This is a genomic window from Streptomyces rhizoryzae (genome assembly GCF_023155275.1).
GTDB lineage: Bacteria > Actinomycetota > Actinomycetes > Streptomycetales > Streptomycetaceae > Streptomyces > Streptomyces rhizoryzae.
In genome coordinates, this window is the sequence record NZ_JALMUV010000051.1 from 1 (window position 1) to 14,652 (window position 14,652).

The following is a 14,652-nucleotide window of genomic DNA, read 5'->3' on the forward strand; positions in this document are numbered from 1 at the left end:
CTCAAGCCCCCACCCCCAAAAAAACCACCCACTCACCCACCAGCGACCGCCACCAGCCCACCCACCTCAGCCCCCCCGCAGACCCGTCCCCGCACCCCGAAAGCCCCGCGCAGCGGAACCCGGCCCCGCGCCGAAGGCGCAACAAAAAGAGCCCCATGGCGGGAAAGCCGACACCGTGGGCAGCCCCGCAATCACGGCAACGCGCCGCAGGCGCCCCCCAAAGCCCCCACGGCGGGAAAGCCGACACCGTGGGCACCCCCCGGCCCCCCGGGCCGCTCAGTACCAGGACTCCCGAGCCCGAGGCAACCCCCCGATCTCCCGCAGATCCTCCGCGCTCAGCACCAGCTCCGCCGCCTCGGCGTTCTGCACCGCCCAGCGCTCCTTCTTCGTCCCCGGTACGGGCACCACGTGGCGTCCCTGGGCCAGGACCCAGGCCAGCGCCACCTGGCCGGGCGTCGCCCCGTGGCGGGCGCCGACCCGGCGCAGCCCGGCCACCACCGGCTGGTTGGCGGCCATCATCTCCGCGGTGAAGCGCGGGTGCCGGGCCCGTATGTCCTCCGGTTCGAAGCCCTGCCCGGGGGTGAGCGTGCCGGTCAGGAAGCCGTTGCCCAGCGGCATCGCCGCAAGGAAGCCCACCCCGCGCGACTCGCACCAGGGCAGCAGCTCCGCCAGCGCCTCCGGCGACCACACCGACAGCTCCGCCTGCACGCTGCTGACCGGGAACACCTGCTGGACGCGCTCCAGTTGGCGCAGGGTGCCCTCGTGCAGCCGGGAGCGGTGCGGGCCCCGGCCGCCGGGCACGATCCGGCCGGTGCGCAGGACGCGCGGCTGCCGGGCCGCGCGGGCCCCCACCGCGCACAGCCCCAGCGACCGCACCTTCCCGGCCGCCACCAGCTCCGCCATCGCCCCCCAGGTCTCCTCGATCGGCACCTCGGGGTCCGCGCGGTGCAGTTGGTAGAGGTCGATGCAGTCGGTCTGGAGCCGGCGCAGCGAGGCGTCGCAGGCCCGCTTGATGTAGCCGGGCCGCCCGTTGGCGACGATGTGCTGGTCCCCGGCCAGCAGCCCGCACTTGGTCGAGACGAAGGCGTCCCGGCGCCGCTCCTTCAATACCCGCCCCACCAGCAGCTCGTTGGTGAACGGGCCGTACATGTCCGCGGTGTCCAGCAGGCTGCACCCCCGGTCCAGCGCGGCGTGCAGCGCCCGCAGCGAACCCTCCCCGCTGCGCTGCGACTCGCTGTACCCCCAGCTCATCGGCATGCAGCCGAGGCCGATCGCGCCCACCTCCAGGGCCGCCGCGCCGATTGTCCTGCGCTCCACCTGGTCGTGCCTCCGTCCCCTCGCCCCCGATCAAGGGCCAGACCAAACTAACGTCTGAACCAAACGCCTCTTCGCATAGCCTCGGGCCATGGCAACAGCAGACCCGCAGACCGCCCCCGGCACCGGCGACGTCTGGCTCCCGATCCCGCCCGGCGAGATCGACGGCCTCCCCGCCGGCCTCCGTTACGTCCACTGGGACGCCGGCCCCGACTACCCGGCCGACCCGGCCCGGTGCGTCTTCTACGTGGTCCCGTACATGAAGCCCGCCGACGTCTGCCTGCGCGCGCTGGCGCGGATGAGCCGGGTCCGGGTGGTGCAGACGCTCACCGCCGGGACCGAGCACCTGCTCCCCGGCCTCGACCGGATGCCGCCCGGTGCGCGGCTGTGCAACGCCCGCGGGCTGCACGACGCCAGCACCGCCGAGCTGGCGCTCACCCTGACGCTGGCGGCGCTGCGCGGCGTCCCGGAGTTCGTCCGGGCCCAGGAAGCGGGTGCGTGGCGGCCGGAGTTCCGGCCGGCGCTCGCCGACAAGTCGGTCCTCATTGTGGGCTATGGTTCGATCGGCAGTGCCATCGAGGACCGGCTCACGCCGTTTGAGTGCGCGCGGGTCATGCGCATCGCGCGCACCGCCCGTGACACCGTGCGCGGTCCGGTGCATCCACTCTCCGAGCTGACCGCCCTCTTGCCGGCCGCGGACGTGGTCATCCTCGCCACGCCGCTCACCGAAACGACACATGGCCTGGTCGGACGGGATTTCCTGGCCCGGATGAAGGACGGCGCGCTGTTGGTGAACGTCGCCCGCGGCGCGGTCGTCGACACCGGAGCGCTGCTCGCCGAACTGGAGTCGGGCCGGCTCCGCGCCGCCCTCGACGTCACCGATCCGGAACCCCTGCCCGCGGGCCATCCGCTGTGGCACGCTCCCGGCGTGCTCATCACTCCACACGTCGGCGGCCCCAGCTCTGCCTTCCTGCCCCGTGCGAAGCGGTTGCTGCGCGGCCAGTTGGCCCTTTTCGCGGCCGGCGAGCCGGTCCGGAACGTGGTCGCCACCGCACCGGAATCCGAAGCGGATCGCGCTACGAGGCCGTAGGGCTGCTCTCCGTATTCACAAATCGCTACGCCGTCACGCTCCGTAGAGGTGCTATGTCGCTGAGTGACCAATCTGGTGTATCGTCCCGAGCGGGGATGCGCCGGGAACGTCACGGCGCGATACGAAAGATCCGGAACCGAGGGGGGCGACGGGCGATGTACGGCCGAGGGATGATCCGCGAGACGCGTGATCCACGAGCGCCCGCAGCGATGCCACCGGGACCCCGGACGCACCGTTCCCGGCGCGGTCCGGCGCGGAAGAACGGGAGAGAGCGGTGAGCGCGCCCGGAGCGATGCTCTCCAGGCCGCCCGCGCGGACCGGCGGGTCCCCGAGCCCGGTGCCGCAGGTGGTGCTCGCCGTCATCTGCGGCGGCTACGCCGTGGGCTCCGCGGCCGGCTGGGGATCCCCGAAGATCGCCATGGTGATGGGGGACTTCGGCCTCAGCGTGGCCGCCCTCGTGGCCGCCGTCTCCTGCGGCCTGTACGCCCGCCGGTACGCCACGCCCTTCCGCCCGGCCTGGATCCTGTTCGCCGTCTCCTCCGGCATGGCGGGGCTCGGCAACGCCGTCTGGGGCTGGTACGAGGTCGTGCGCGGCGCCACCGTGCCCACCCCGTCGGTGGCCGACTTCTGCTTCCTGCTGTTCGCCCCGCCGGCCATCGTCGGCCTGCTGGTGCTCGCCAAACGGCCGGTGACCAAGGCCGGCTGGATCTGCCTGGGCCTCGACGCCTGGCTGATCGCCGGGTCGCTGGTGACCCTCTCCTGGAGCCTGGCGCTCGCCCACACCGCGCACTTCCAGGGCCGCACGGTGGCCCGCAGCGCCCTCTCGCTGGCCTATCCGCTGCTGGACATCGTGCTGGTCAGCATGGTCCTGGTGCTGCACTTCCGGCGCTCGTCGGTGCACCGCTCGGCGATCAACACCGCGATCGCCGCACTGGCCCTGACGGTGCTGTGCGACGCCCTGTTCAGCTCGCCGCTGCTGCACGAGCACTACCGCTCCGGGCAGATCCTCGACGCCGGCTGGTTCGCCGGCTCGATGCTGCTGGCCTACGCCCCGTGGGTGGGCCGCCGGACCGGCGCCGAGCCCGCCGCGGTCACCGAGCAGACCGCGCGCCACCCGCAGCCGCCGCCCGGCAGCCGCCCCATCGCCGGCTCGCTGGCCGCGCTGACCCCGTATCTGGCCGCCGCGGTCTGCACGCTGGGCATCCTGACCAACGTCCTGGACGGGCGCCGCATCGACCGCGTGGTGCTCTTCACCGGCTGCGCGGTGGTGCTGGCGCTGGTCGTCCGGCAGGGCATCATGCTGCTCGACAACATCACCCTCACCCAGGAACTCGCGCAGAAGGAGAACCACTTCCGCTCCCTGGTCCAGGGCTCCAGCGACGTCATCATGATCGCCGCCCCCACCGGTGTGCTGCGCTACGTCAGCCCCGCCGCCGCCGGGGTCTACGGCCGCGACGCCGACGAACTGGTCGGCTCCGAACTCGCCTCGCTGATCCACCCGGAGGACCTGGGCCGGGTGGTCCACGAGGTCCGCCGGTTCCTCGCCGCCTCGCCCGAGGCCGAGCCGACCACCCGGATCGAGTGCCGTTTCCGGGCCGGCGGCCGGCGCGCCGGCGGCGACGGCTGGCTCAACGTGGAGTCCACGGTCAACCGCCACCACGGCGGCCTGATCTTCAACTCCCGCGACGTCACCGAACGCGTCCGCCTCCAGGCCCAGCTCCAGCACAACGCCTCGCACGACGCGCTCACCGACCTGCCCAACCGCGCGCTGTTCACCGAGCGGGTCACCAAGGCCGTCACCGGCCGCCGGGCCAGCGACCACGACACCGCCGTGCTCTACATCGACCTCGACGGCTTCAAGCAGGTCAACGACACCATCGGCCACCAGGCGGGCGACGAGCTGCTGATCCAGGCGGCCCGCCGGCTGGCCGAGTCGGTGCGGGCCGGCGACATAGCGGCCCGCCTGGGCGGCGACGAGTTCGCCGCGCTGATCACCGGCGACGGCACCCGCGACCGCGCGGGCCGCGAGTTCCGCATCCTGGAGATCGCCGACCGGCTGCGGATCCGCCTCTCCGAGCCGTACCGCATCGACGGCCGCGACGTCCGGGTCGCGGCCAGTATCGGTGTCGCCTTCGCCGAACCAGGCGTCAGCCCCGCCGGCCTGCTGCGCAACGCCGACCTGGCGATGTACCGCGCCAAGCAGGCCGGCAAGGGCCGGGTCGAGCTCTACGCCCCGCAGATGCAGGACGAGGTCGCGCACCGCGCGGAGCTGGCCGGCAAGCTCCGCACCGCTCTCCAGGACGGCGAGTTCACCCTGCTGCACCAGCCGGTCGTCGACCTGGCCGGCGGCCGCATCACCGCGGTGGCCGCGCACGCCCGCTGGCGGTCCGCGGAGGGCATCCTGTTCACCCCGGCCGAGTTCCTCCGGGTCGGCGACCGCGGGCGGCTCACCGACGAGGGCGGCGAGCGCGCCGCGGAGCTGGGCCGCTGGCAGCTGGAGGAGGCGGTGGCGCAGGCCGCCGCCCGGCACCGGGCCGGCCACCAGGTGCCGGTCGCGGTCCGGCTCTCCGCCCGCCGGCTGCTGGACCGCGCGCTGACCCCCAAGGCCATCGAGGCGCTGCTGGCCCGCCACGGCCTGCCCTCCCGGGCCCTGGTGCTGGAGCTGTCCGAGAGCGACCCCCGCGTCCCGCTGGACGACCTGGAGCGCCGCCTGGTCGCGCTGCGCCGGCTGGGCGTGCGGACCGCGCTGGACGGCTTCGGCAGCGGGTGCGCCGCGATGAGCGCGCTGCGCCGGCTGCCCATCGACATCCTGCGGCTGGACCGCGGGCTGATCGACGGAGTGGTGGAGTCCGCCCGGGTCCACAAGATCACCGCGGGGCTGCTGCGGATCGCCTCCGACCTCGGGATGCACTCCGTCGCCGAGGGCGTCGATCTGCCCGAACAGGTGCTCGCGCTGCGCTCGATGGGGTGCACCCACGGCATGGGGCTGGCGTTCTCCGGGCCGCTGGACGAACCGCGGCTGCGCCGGGCGCTGACCCGCGGAAGCTACCCGGTGCCCGATCTCGCAGGTCAGGGCCGGGCGGTGGTGCTCAGCGGCAGCCGTCCGGCCGGCCACGGCACGGTGGCCGGACCGGAGACGCTGGTGCGTCCCCCGTTGCGCCCAAATAGTGAGACCTCCGTCCCACCCACTTGACACTCAGTGCGCAAGAGGGGGAGGGTCAGTGCCATGCGCACCCGAATTCTCGTACTTGGACAGCGCGTCGGCTGAAGCTGGGCCCCTGACGAACCCAGCTGACCACACCGGCGCGCTCCCCTCGCTTGCCTCACGGCACGAGGGGTTTTTTGTTGCACAGCAACCTCACAAATCCCGTCAAAACCCTCAGCTTCGAGAAGAGACGCAGATGACCGAGCAGGCCACCGGGGCCCACCATCCGCAGCCGCGGGCCCGTCACTCCGGCGGATCGCAGCAGCCCGCGACCGTCGAGCACGTCACGGGCGCGCAGTCCCTCATCCGGTCGCTGGAGGAGGTCGGGGCCGACACCGTGTTCGGCATCCCCGGCGGTGCGATCCTGCCGGCGTACGACCCGATGATGGACTCCTCGAAGGTCCGGCACGTGCTGGTGCGGCACGAGCAGGGCGCGGGTCACGCGGCCACCGGTTACGCCCAGGCCACCGGCAAGGTCGGCGTCTGCATGGCGACGTCCGGACCGGGCGCCACCAACCTCGTCACCCCGATCGCCGACGCGCACATGGACTCGGTGCCGCTGGTCGCGATCACCGGTCAGGTCGCGTCCAAGGCGATCGGCACGGACGCCTTCCAGGAGGCGGACATCTGCGGCATCACCATGCCGATCACCAAGCACAACTGGCTGGTCACCGACCCGGCCGAGATCCCCAGGACGATCGCCGAGGCGTTCCACGTCGCGTCCACCGGCCGCCCGGGCCCGGTCCTGGTCGACATCGCCAAGGACGCCCTCCAGGCGCAGACCACCTTCGTCTGGCCGCCGCACACCGACCTGCCCGGCTACCGACCGGTCACCAAGCCGCACGCCAAGCAGATCCGCGAGGCCGCGCGCCTGATCGCGGAGTCCCGGCGCCCGGTGCTCTACGTCGGCGGCGGCGTCCTGAAGGCCGGGGCCACCGCGGAGCTGAAGGTGCTCGCCGAGCTGACCGGCGCCCCGGTCGTCACCACCCTGATGGCGCTCGGCGCCTTCCCCGACTCCCACCCGCAGCACCTGGGCATGCCCGGGATGCACGGCTCGGTCACCGCCGTCGCCGCGCTCCAGAAGTCCGACCTGCTGATCACCCTGGGCGCCCGCTTCGACGACCGGGTCACAGGCAAGCTGGACTCCTTCGCCCCGTACGCCAAGGTCGTGCACGCCGACATCGACCCCGCCGAGATCGGCAAGAACCGCGCCGCGGACGTGCCGATCGTCGGGGACGCCCGCGAGGTCATCGCCGACCTGATCGTCGCGGTCCAGGCGGAGTACGAGGCCGGGCACAAGGGTGACTACAGCGCCTGGTGGAAGGACCTCAACCGCTGGCGCGAGACCTACCCGCTGGGCTACGACCTGCCGGAGGACGGCAGCCTCTCCCCGCAGCAGGTCATCCAGCGGATCGGCAAGCTCGCCCCGGAGGGCACGATCTTCGCCGCGGGCGTCGGCCAGCACCAGATGTGGGCCGCCCACTTCATCGGCTACGAGCAGCCCGCCACCTGGCTGAACTCCGGCGGCGCGGGCACCATGGGCTACGCCGTGCCGGCCGCCATGGGCGCCAAGGCCGGCAAGCCGGACCGCACGGTCTGGGCGATCGACGGCGACGGCTGCTTCCAGATGACCAATCAGGAACTGGTCACCTGCGCGCTGAACAACATCCCGATCAAGGTCGCGATCATCAACAACGGCGCGCTGGGCATGGTCCGCCAGTGGCAGACCCTCTTCTACAACCAGCGCTACTCCAACACCGTGCTGCACTCCGGGCCCGACGACGTCAACCCCGAGGCCCGCGGCACCCGCGTCCCGGACTTCGTCAAGCTCGCCGAGGCGATGGGCTGCGCCGCGCTGCGCTGCGAGGACCCGGCCGAGCTGGACAAGGTCATCGAAGAGGCCAACGCCATCAACGACCGCCCGGTCGTGGTCGACTTCATCGTCCACGAGGACGCCCAGGTGTGGCCGATGGTCGCCGCCGGCACCTCCAACGACGAGGTGATGGCCGCCCGGGGCGTGCGTCCCGACTTCGGCGACAGCGAAGACGACTGAGCCAGGACGTCACGGACGCCCGGAAGAAGAGAGAAGACGACATGTCCAAGCACACGCTCTCCGTCCTGGTGGAGAACACCCCCGGCATCCTCGCCCGGATCGCCGCGCTGTTCTCCCGCCGCGGCTTCAACATCGACTCGCTGGCGGTCGGTGTCACCGAGCACCCGGACATCTCCCGCATCACCATCGTGGTCAGCGTCGAGTCGCTGCCGCTGGAGCAGGTCACCAAGCAGCTCAACAAGCTCGTCAACGTCCTGAAGATCGTCGAGCTGGAGCCCGGCTCCGCCATCCAGCGCGAACTGGTCCTGGTGAAGGTCCGCGCCGACAACGAGACCCGCTCGCAGATCGTCGAGATCGTGCAGCTGTTCCGCGCCAAGACCGTGGACGTCTCGCCGGAGGCCGTCACCATCGAGGCCACCGGGTCCAGCGACAAGCTGGAGGCGATGCTGCGGATGCTGGAGCCGTTCGGCATCAAGGAGCTGGTGCAGTCCGGCACCATCGCGATAGGCCGCGGCGCCCGCTCCATCACCGACCGCTCGCTGCGTGCCCTGGACCGCTCGGCCTGACCCGCGGTCCGCCGGACCGTATGGCGAGACCCCCCGACCGTCCCTTCCCCGCCCGACATACTGTGTGGGCACCCGCTAGATCCAAGGAGAGACCCCAAGTGGCCGAGCTGTTCTACGACGACGACGCCGACCTGTCCATCATCCAGAACCGCAAGGTGGCGGTCATCGGATACGGAAGCCAGGGTCACGCCCACGCGCTGTCCCTGCGCGACTCGGGCGTCGACGTGCGCGTCGGTCTGCACGAGGGCTCCAAGTCCAAGGCCAAGGCCGAGGAGCAGGGCCTGCGCGTGGTGACCCCCGCCGAGGCCGCCGCCGAGGCCGACGTCATCATGATCCTGGTGCCGGACCCGATCCAGGCCAAGGTCTACGAGGAGTCCATCAAGGACCACCTGAAGGACGGCGACGCGCTGTTCTTCGGCCACGGCCTGAACATCCGCTACGGCTTCATCAAGGCTCCGGCCGGCGTGGACGTCTGCATGGTCGCCCCCAAGGGTCCGGGCCACCTGGTCCGCCGCCAGTACGAGGAGGGCCGCGGCGTGCCGTGCATCGCGGCCGTCGAGCAGGACGCCACCGGCAAGGCGTTCGACCTGGCGCTCTCCTACGCCAAGGGCATCGGCGGCACCCGCGCCGGCGTCATCAAGACCACCTTCACCGAGGAGACCGAGACCGACCTGTTCGGTGAGCAGGCGGTGCTCTGCGGCGGTGCCGCCGCCCTGGTCAAGGCCGGCTTCGAGACCCTGGTCGAGGCGGGCTACCAGCCGGAGATCGCGTACTTCGAGTGCCTCCACGAGCTGAAGCTGATCGTGGACCTGATGTACGAGGGCGGCCTGGAGAAGATGCGCTGGTCGGTCTCCGAGACCGCCGAGTGGGGCGACTACGTCACCGGCCCGCGGATCATCACCGACGCCACCAAGGCCGAGATGAAGAAGGTGCTCACGGAGATCCAGGACGGCACCTTCGCCAACAACTGGATGGCGGAGTACAACGCCGGCCTGCCGAAGTACAACGAGTACAAGAAGGCCGACGAGGGCCACCTGCTGGAGACCACCGGCAAGAAGCTGCGCAAGCTGATGAGCTGGGTGGACGACGAGGCGTAAGCCTCGGGACCAGGGGGCCGCGGCACTGCTCGCGGCCCCCTCGTCCGTATGCCGCCGCACCACCTTGTCCACCGCGTAGAACCACGCATGGGTGATCCTTACGCATCGGCACAGTCCGTGCCGCGCCCCGCCACTACACTGCTCGTCACAAGCGCGTCAGGCTCACAGCGTCGTGCGTCTTCCACGCGGCTTTCCCCTACACCGCCTTCGGCCGTCGGGACGGCCGTCCTCCCTCCACTGCCCGCCAGGGCGTGGGAGGCACCCGCAGCGGACCAGATGAGGACTGAAGACCACGTGAGCACTGCCAACCCCGGAAAACCCGTCGTACTGATCGCCGAGGAGCTGTCGCCGGCCACCGTCGACGCCCTCGGCCCGGACTTCGAGATCCGGCACTGCAACGGCGCCGACCGCGCCGAGCTGCTGCCCGCCATCGCCGACGTCGACGCGATCCTCGTGCGCAGCGCGACGAAGGTCGACGCCGAGGCGATCGCCGCGGCCAAGAAGCTGAAGGTCGTCGCCCGGGCCGGGGTGGGCCTGGACAACGTCGACGTCTCCGCCGCCACCAAGGCCGGCGTGATGGTCGTCAACGCCCCGACCTCCAACATCGTCACCGCCGCCGAGCTGGCCTGCGGTCTGCTGGTCGCCACCGCGCGCAACATCCCGCAGGCCAACACCGCGCTCAAGAACGGCGAGTGGAAGCGCAGCAAGTACACCGGCGTCGAGCTGAGCGAGAAGACCCTCGGCGTGGTCGGCCTGGGCCGGATCGGCGTCCTGGTGGCCCAGCGGATGTCCGCGTTCGGCATGAAGGTCGTCGCCTACGACCCCTACGTCCAGCCGGCCCGCGCCGCGCAGATGGGCGTCAAGCTGCTGACCCTGGACGAGCTGCTGGAGGTCTCGGACTTCATCACCGTCCACCTCCCCAAGACGCCCGAGACCATCGGCCTGATCGGCGACGAGGCGCTGCACAAGGTCAAGCCGTCGGTCCGGATCGTCAACGCCGCCCGCGGCGGGATCGTCGACGAGGAGGCGCTGGCCGGCGCGCTCAAGGAGGGCCGGGTCGCCGGCGCGGGCCTGGACGTGTACGCCGTCGAGCCGTGCACCGACTCGCCGCTGTTCGCCTTCGACCAGGTCGTGTGCACCCCGCACCTGGGCGCCTCGACGGGTGAGGCGCAGGAGAAGGCCGGTATCGCGGTCGCCAAGTCGGTGCGGCTGGCGCTCGCCGGCGAGCTGGTGCCGGACGCGGTCAACGTCCAGGGCGGTGTGATCGCCGAGGACGTCAAGCCGGGGCTGCCGCTGGCCGAGCGGCTGGGCCGGATCTTCACCGCGCTGGCCGGCGAGGTCGCGCTCCGGCTCGACGTCGAGGTCTACGGCGAGATCACCCAGCACGACGTCAAGGTGCTCGAACTCTCCGCGCTCAAGGGCGTGTTCGAGGACGTGGTGGACGAGACGGTGTCCTACGTCAACGCCCCGCTGTTCGCGCAGGAGCGCGGCGTCGAGGTGCGGCTGACCACCAGCAGCGAGTCGCCCGAGCACCGCAACGTGGTGACCGTGCGCGGCACCCTCGCGGGTGGCGAGGAGGTGTCGATCTCCGGCACGCTGGCCGGCCACAAGAACGTCCAGAAGGTCGTGGCGGTCGGTGACCACTCGATCGACCTGGCGCTCGCCGACCACATGGCGTTCCTGCGCTACACCGACCGCCCCGGCGTGGTCGGCACCGTCGGCCGGATCCTGGGCGAGGCGGGCATCAACATCGGCGGGATGCAGGTCTCCCGGGCGGACGTCGGCGGTGAGGCGCTGGTGGTGCTGACCGTGGACGACACCATTCCGGCGAATGTGCTGGCCGAGATCTCCGACGAGATCGGCGCGACGTCGGTGCGCGCGGTGAACCTCACCCACTGAAGCCCTCGGCTTTTCGCAGGTCAACGGGCCCGGTCCCCGCTTCGGCGGGGACCGGGCCCGTCGGCGTCCGGGCATCGTAGCGGGGCAGCGGCAGCGGCGCGCGGGATGGCTGACCGGTCAACCAATCACCCGGTTGGCGTAACGGGTCCCCGGGGTGCGGGGCGCGCGGGGAGCGCCGGGGGGCCGCCGGGGCCGCCGGGCGCCGGGTCTCCCGATTCGCTGGGCAGGGCTGCGCGGCGCGCAATGGGAACAGTGCGTGCCGCGCCGGCGCGCGGAAGGAGGGCAGAACGCCATGAACGCACCCCTGGGTGGCACTCCGCAGAGCCTGACCGGTCTGCACGTGGTGGACGCGGAGGGCGCGAAGGTGGGCATCGTCCAGCAGGTGTACCGGGACGACGCCACCAACGAGCCGGAGTGGATCACCGTGCGGACCGGACTGTTCGGGATGAAGGAGACCTTCGTACCGCTGGCCGGGTCGCGGCGGGCGGGCGACGAACTGCACGTCCCGCACGCCAAGGAGACGATCAAGGAGGCGCCGAGAATCGACGCCGACGGCCACCTCGACCCGTCCGAGGAGGAGCGGCTGTACCACCACTACGGGATCACCCGCCCGGGGACGACCGCGGATCCCGGGACGACCGGGACGCCAGGGACGACAGGGACGGCGGGGACCACCGGTCGGGCCGGGGCCGCGGGGACCGGCGGGACGACCGCCATCCCCGGGACGACGGGACCGGCCGGGCGGACCGGCGAGCCCGGCGGGCCCGGCGTGGCCTCGCACCGGCCGACCGTGACGGGCGGGACCGGCGGCGCCGCCGGGGCCCGGGGCCGGGCGACCGGCGCCGGGGACACCACCGCCGAGCACCGCACCCGGGCCGGTGAGCGCAACAAGCTGATCGGCGAGCGGTCCGAGGACGCCACCCGCCCGATGGCGGTGTCCCGCGGCCGCGGTGAGCCGGACGCCGGGCGCGGCGACGGGACCACCGAGATCGTGCTGTCCGAGGAGCGGCTGGAGGTCGGCACCGAGGAGCACGAGAGCGGCCGGGCCCGGTTGCGCAAGCACGTCGTCACCGAGGACGTGCACCGCACCGTGCCGGTCAGCCACGAGGAGGTCCGGGTGGTCCGGGAGAAGATCACCGAGGACGACCGCGGGCGCGGGCGGACCGGTCCGCCGCTCGGTGAGGACGAGGTCGAGGTCGTCCTCCACGAGGAGCAGCCGGTGATCGGCAAGCGGACCGTACCGGTCGAGCGGGTCCGGCTGGAGACCGAGCGGGTCACCGAGCAGCGCGAGGTCGACGCCGAGATCCGCAAGGAGACGGTGGAGTTCGACGACGGCCGGGGTACCGGCCGGACCGGGCGCGGCGCACCGGGACCGGACCGCCCGGACCGGCTGCGCTGAGCGGCCGCGAGCAGCACGGCCGGCGGGCCCCGCACGGTGCCCGCCGGCCGCCCGGCCGCGCCCGCCCCCGGTGCCGGTCACTTCCCCGGGCGGGGCAGCAGGAGTTCGGTGTTGTGGTCGGCGGACGTGCCGAGCCGGGCGTCGGGGGTGGCGTAGGGGTCGTTGTAGGAGAGCTCGCGGTAGAGCGCGGCGAGGCCGGCATCGGTGGTGTCGGCGGTGTCGGTGGCGTACGGCGCGGCGGACTCGATGAGGGTGGTGAACAGGGAGAGGGTGCCGTCGCCGTTGTCGGCCAGCTCGATGATCCGGGCGTGCTGCGGGTAGTCGACGTGCGAGGCGGTGTTGATCTCCCAGAAGGCGCGCTCGGGTATCGCGTGGCCGTGCGGGGTGATGCGGTTCTCGTGGGTGTGGCCGTTCACCCAGGCGACCACGTTGGGGTAGCGCTGGAGCAGGGCGACCAGGGCCTTGCCGTCGTGCCGGCCCTCGAACGGGTGGTACGGGTCGGGCAGCAGATTGCCCATGGTGGTGCTGGTGTGGTGGCTGAACAGGACGATCAGGCAGTCGCCGCCGGTGCCGCGCACCGTGCGGCCGTCGTCGTCGTACCAGCGGCTGCTGTGCGACCGGAGTACCGACTCCAGCCAGCGCAGCTGCGCCGTGCCGAGTGAACCGTCCGCCCAGCCCGCCCTGTTGGTGGTGTCCAGGCTGATGCCGAGGACGCCCGGGGCGAGCGGGAAGGTGTAGTAGAGCCGGCCGCTGGCCGCCGCGTCGGAGGTGAAGCCGTGGCCCACCGGGCCCGCGCCGGTGTACGCCGGATCCAGGTGGGCGCGGGCGAACTCGGCCGGGGTGAACGGGCGCCGCCGCTCGTCCGGGGTGATCCGGCGGACCGCGCCGCCCTTGGTCAGCAGCGTGCCCAGCAGGGAGGCCGCCTGCGCCGGGTCGTTGCGCAGGGCGGTGGCGAGGCGGGCGGCGGTGGTGTCGTCGCAGCCCTCCAGCTTCCGGTCGCCGGTGTAGAGCTCGTTCAGCAGGCCGAGGTCGGGCAGGGTGCCCTCGATGCTGTCGTCGTGGTTGCCGACCGTGGTGTACCAGGGGACGGACAGGCCGGGGGCGGTGAACGGGCGGGCGGCGGCGGACAGGAAGCCCGGGATCTCGGGCAGGCCCTTGGCCTTGTAGGCGTCGCGGAGGGGCGATTCGGGATTCCAGTACGCGGCGTTGCCGCTGTTCTGGACGCCTTCGTAGCGCCGGGGGTCACCGCTGCTGGGGGTGATCCGGCCGCCGCTCATCACCGAGAGGTACCAGTCCAGCTCGATCTGCTCGTGGTTGTCGGTGTTGTCGCCCGTGGCCATCACCAGGCCGAACGGCAGCCCGGTGTACGGGCCCCGGCGGACCGCGTTGACCCGCTCGACCAGGGAGGAGGCGCCGCGCACGGTCAGTGCTTCCTGCGGGCGGTGCGCGCTGTCGTTGAAGCGGGCCAGATATTCGAACCGCACCGGCGACTCGACGTCCGCCAGGTGCAGGTCGGTGAACTGCACGAACGAGGCGAGGCCGGTGCGGCGGTCGTCCCGCCCGGCGGCCCCGGCGGCCAGTTCGCCGCGCACCACCAGCGGCCAGCCGGGCCCCGCCACCAGCCGCTTGTACGCCCCCGTGCCGACCGGGCGGGCGGCCTGCTCCAGGGTCGTGCCGCGGGTGCGCACCGCGCGCGCCGCGGTGACCGCGAGCGCCCGGCCGTACGACCCCGCCGTCCACAGTGCGGCGCCGGCCGCCGCGGCGGACATTCTCGTGACGAACTGGCGGCGGTTCATCCCCTGCATCAGGTCCCCCTGGGCGGTTGCGTGGCGGCGGGCAGCGGTGCCCGGCGGCCCGGCCCCGGCGGCCGGTCGCTCTCGGTCGGCGGACACGCTACTTGCCGGTAGCCACCCGCAACAGGGCCTGTGGACAAAGGCTTTGTGGACAACAGGTGGCGTCCCGGGACACTCCGGGGCAAGCGAGCGGGGGCCGCGGGCAGGCCGGGGGAGGGGCGCGCAGGGCTGCCGCC

The 14,652-nt window shown here is 72.5% G+C and carries 9 protein-coding genes; 7 read left to right on the forward strand and 2 right to left on the reverse strand.

All coding sequences use genetic code 11. The features are described 5' to 3' along the window. Positions 1 to 276 precede the first annotated feature (276 nt). Positions 277 to 1,317, reverse strand: a complete 1,041-nt coding sequence (locus tag MUU72_RS30020; RefSeq protein ID WP_248016572.1) for an aldo/keto reductase — start codon at positions 1,315 to 1,317, stop codon at positions 277 to 279. An 88-nt stretch (positions 1,318 to 1,405) separates the two neighbouring features. Between MUU72_RS30020 and MUU72_RS30025 the strand changes: the two genes are divergently transcribed. From MUU72_RS30025 to MUU72_RS30055, 7 genes are all read left to right on the forward strand, one after another. Beyond that, the gene (locus tag MUU72_RS30025) at positions 1,406 to 2,404 is read left to right on the forward strand and encodes a 2-hydroxyacid dehydrogenase (protein WP_248016573.1); all 999 of its coding nucleotides are present in this window, start codon (positions 1,406 to 1,408) and stop codon (positions 2,402 to 2,404) included. A 274-nt stretch (positions 2,405 to 2,678) separates the two neighbouring features. Continuing rightward, positions 2,679 to 5,597, forward strand: coding sequence for a putative bifunctional diguanylate cyclase/phosphodiesterase (locus MUU72_RS30030; RefSeq protein ID WP_372503272.1), 2,919 nt, complete (start codon positions 2,679 to 2,681; stop codon positions 5,595 to 5,597). A gap of 208 nt (positions 5,598 to 5,805) precedes the next feature. Beyond that, positions 5,806 to 7,662 (forward strand): acetolactate synthase large subunit, encoded by a 1,857-nt coding sequence (locus MUU72_RS30035; protein WP_248016574.1) that lies wholly within the window; start codon positions 5,806 to 5,808, stop codon positions 7,660 to 7,662. Between the two features lie 41 nt (positions 7,663 to 7,703). Continuing rightward, positions 7,704 to 8,228 carry an acetolactate synthase small subunit gene (gene ilvN, locus MUU72_RS30040; RefSeq protein WP_248016575.1) on the forward strand — a complete coding sequence of 175 codons (525 nt, stop codon included), beginning with the start codon at positions 7,704 to 7,706 and terminating at the stop codon, positions 8,226 to 8,228. A 98-nt stretch (positions 8,229 to 8,326) separates the two neighbouring features. Next, positions 8,327 to 9,325 (forward strand): ketol-acid reductoisomerase, encoded by a 999-nt coding sequence (ilvC, locus tag MUU72_RS30045; RefSeq protein WP_248016576.1) that lies wholly within the window; start codon positions 8,327 to 8,329, stop codon positions 9,323 to 9,325. Between the two features lie 276 nt (positions 9,326 to 9,601). Then, positions 9,602 to 11,224, forward strand: a complete 1,623-nt coding sequence (gene serA, locus MUU72_RS30050; protein ID WP_248016577.1) for a phosphoglycerate dehydrogenase — start codon at positions 9,602 to 9,604, stop codon at positions 11,222 to 11,224. A gap of 292 nt (positions 11,225 to 11,516) precedes the next feature. Beyond that, complete coding sequence (locus MUU72_RS30055) at positions 11,517 to 12,623, forward strand: PRC and DUF2382 domain-containing protein (protein ID WP_248016578.1); 1,107 nt, start codon at positions 11,517 to 11,519, stop codon at positions 12,621 to 12,623. Between the two features lie 77 nt (positions 12,624 to 12,700). On the opposite strand, the gene MUU72_RS30060 is transcribed toward MUU72_RS30055, so the two are convergent. After that, positions 12,701 to 14,428 (reverse strand): TIGR03767 family metallophosphoesterase, encoded by a 1,728-nt coding sequence (locus MUU72_RS30060; RefSeq protein WP_248016579.1) that lies wholly within the window; start codon positions 14,426 to 14,428, stop codon positions 12,701 to 12,703. Positions 14,429 to 14,652: the final 224 nt, after the last annotated feature.

What these genes read in the sequence shown, in the direction of transcription:
- MUU72_RS30025 (WP_248016573.1), top strand. Translation starts at nt 1,406, where the DNA reads ATGGCAACAGCAGACCCGCAGACCGCCCCCGGCACCGGCGACGTCTGG.
- MUU72_RS30035 (WP_248016574.1), top strand. Translation starts at nt 5,806, where the DNA reads ATGACCGAGCAGGCCACCGGGGCCCACCATCCGCAGCCGCGGGCCCGT.
- ilvN (WP_248016575.1), top strand. Translation starts at nt 7,704, where the DNA reads ATGTCCAAGCACACGCTCTCCGTCCTGGTGGAGAACACCCCCGGCATC.
- serA (WP_248016577.1), top strand. Translation starts at nt 9,602, where the DNA reads ATGAGGACTGAAGACCACGTGAGCACTGCCAACCCCGGAAAACCCGTC.
- MUU72_RS30055 (WP_248016578.1), top strand. Translation starts at nt 11,517, where the DNA reads ATGAACGCACCCCTGGGTGGCACTCCGCAGAGCCTGACCGGTCTGCAC.
- MUU72_RS30060 (WP_248016579.1), bottom strand. Translation starts at nt 14,428, where the DNA reads ATGCAGGGGATGAACCGCCGCCAGTTCGTCACGAGAATGTCCGCCGCG.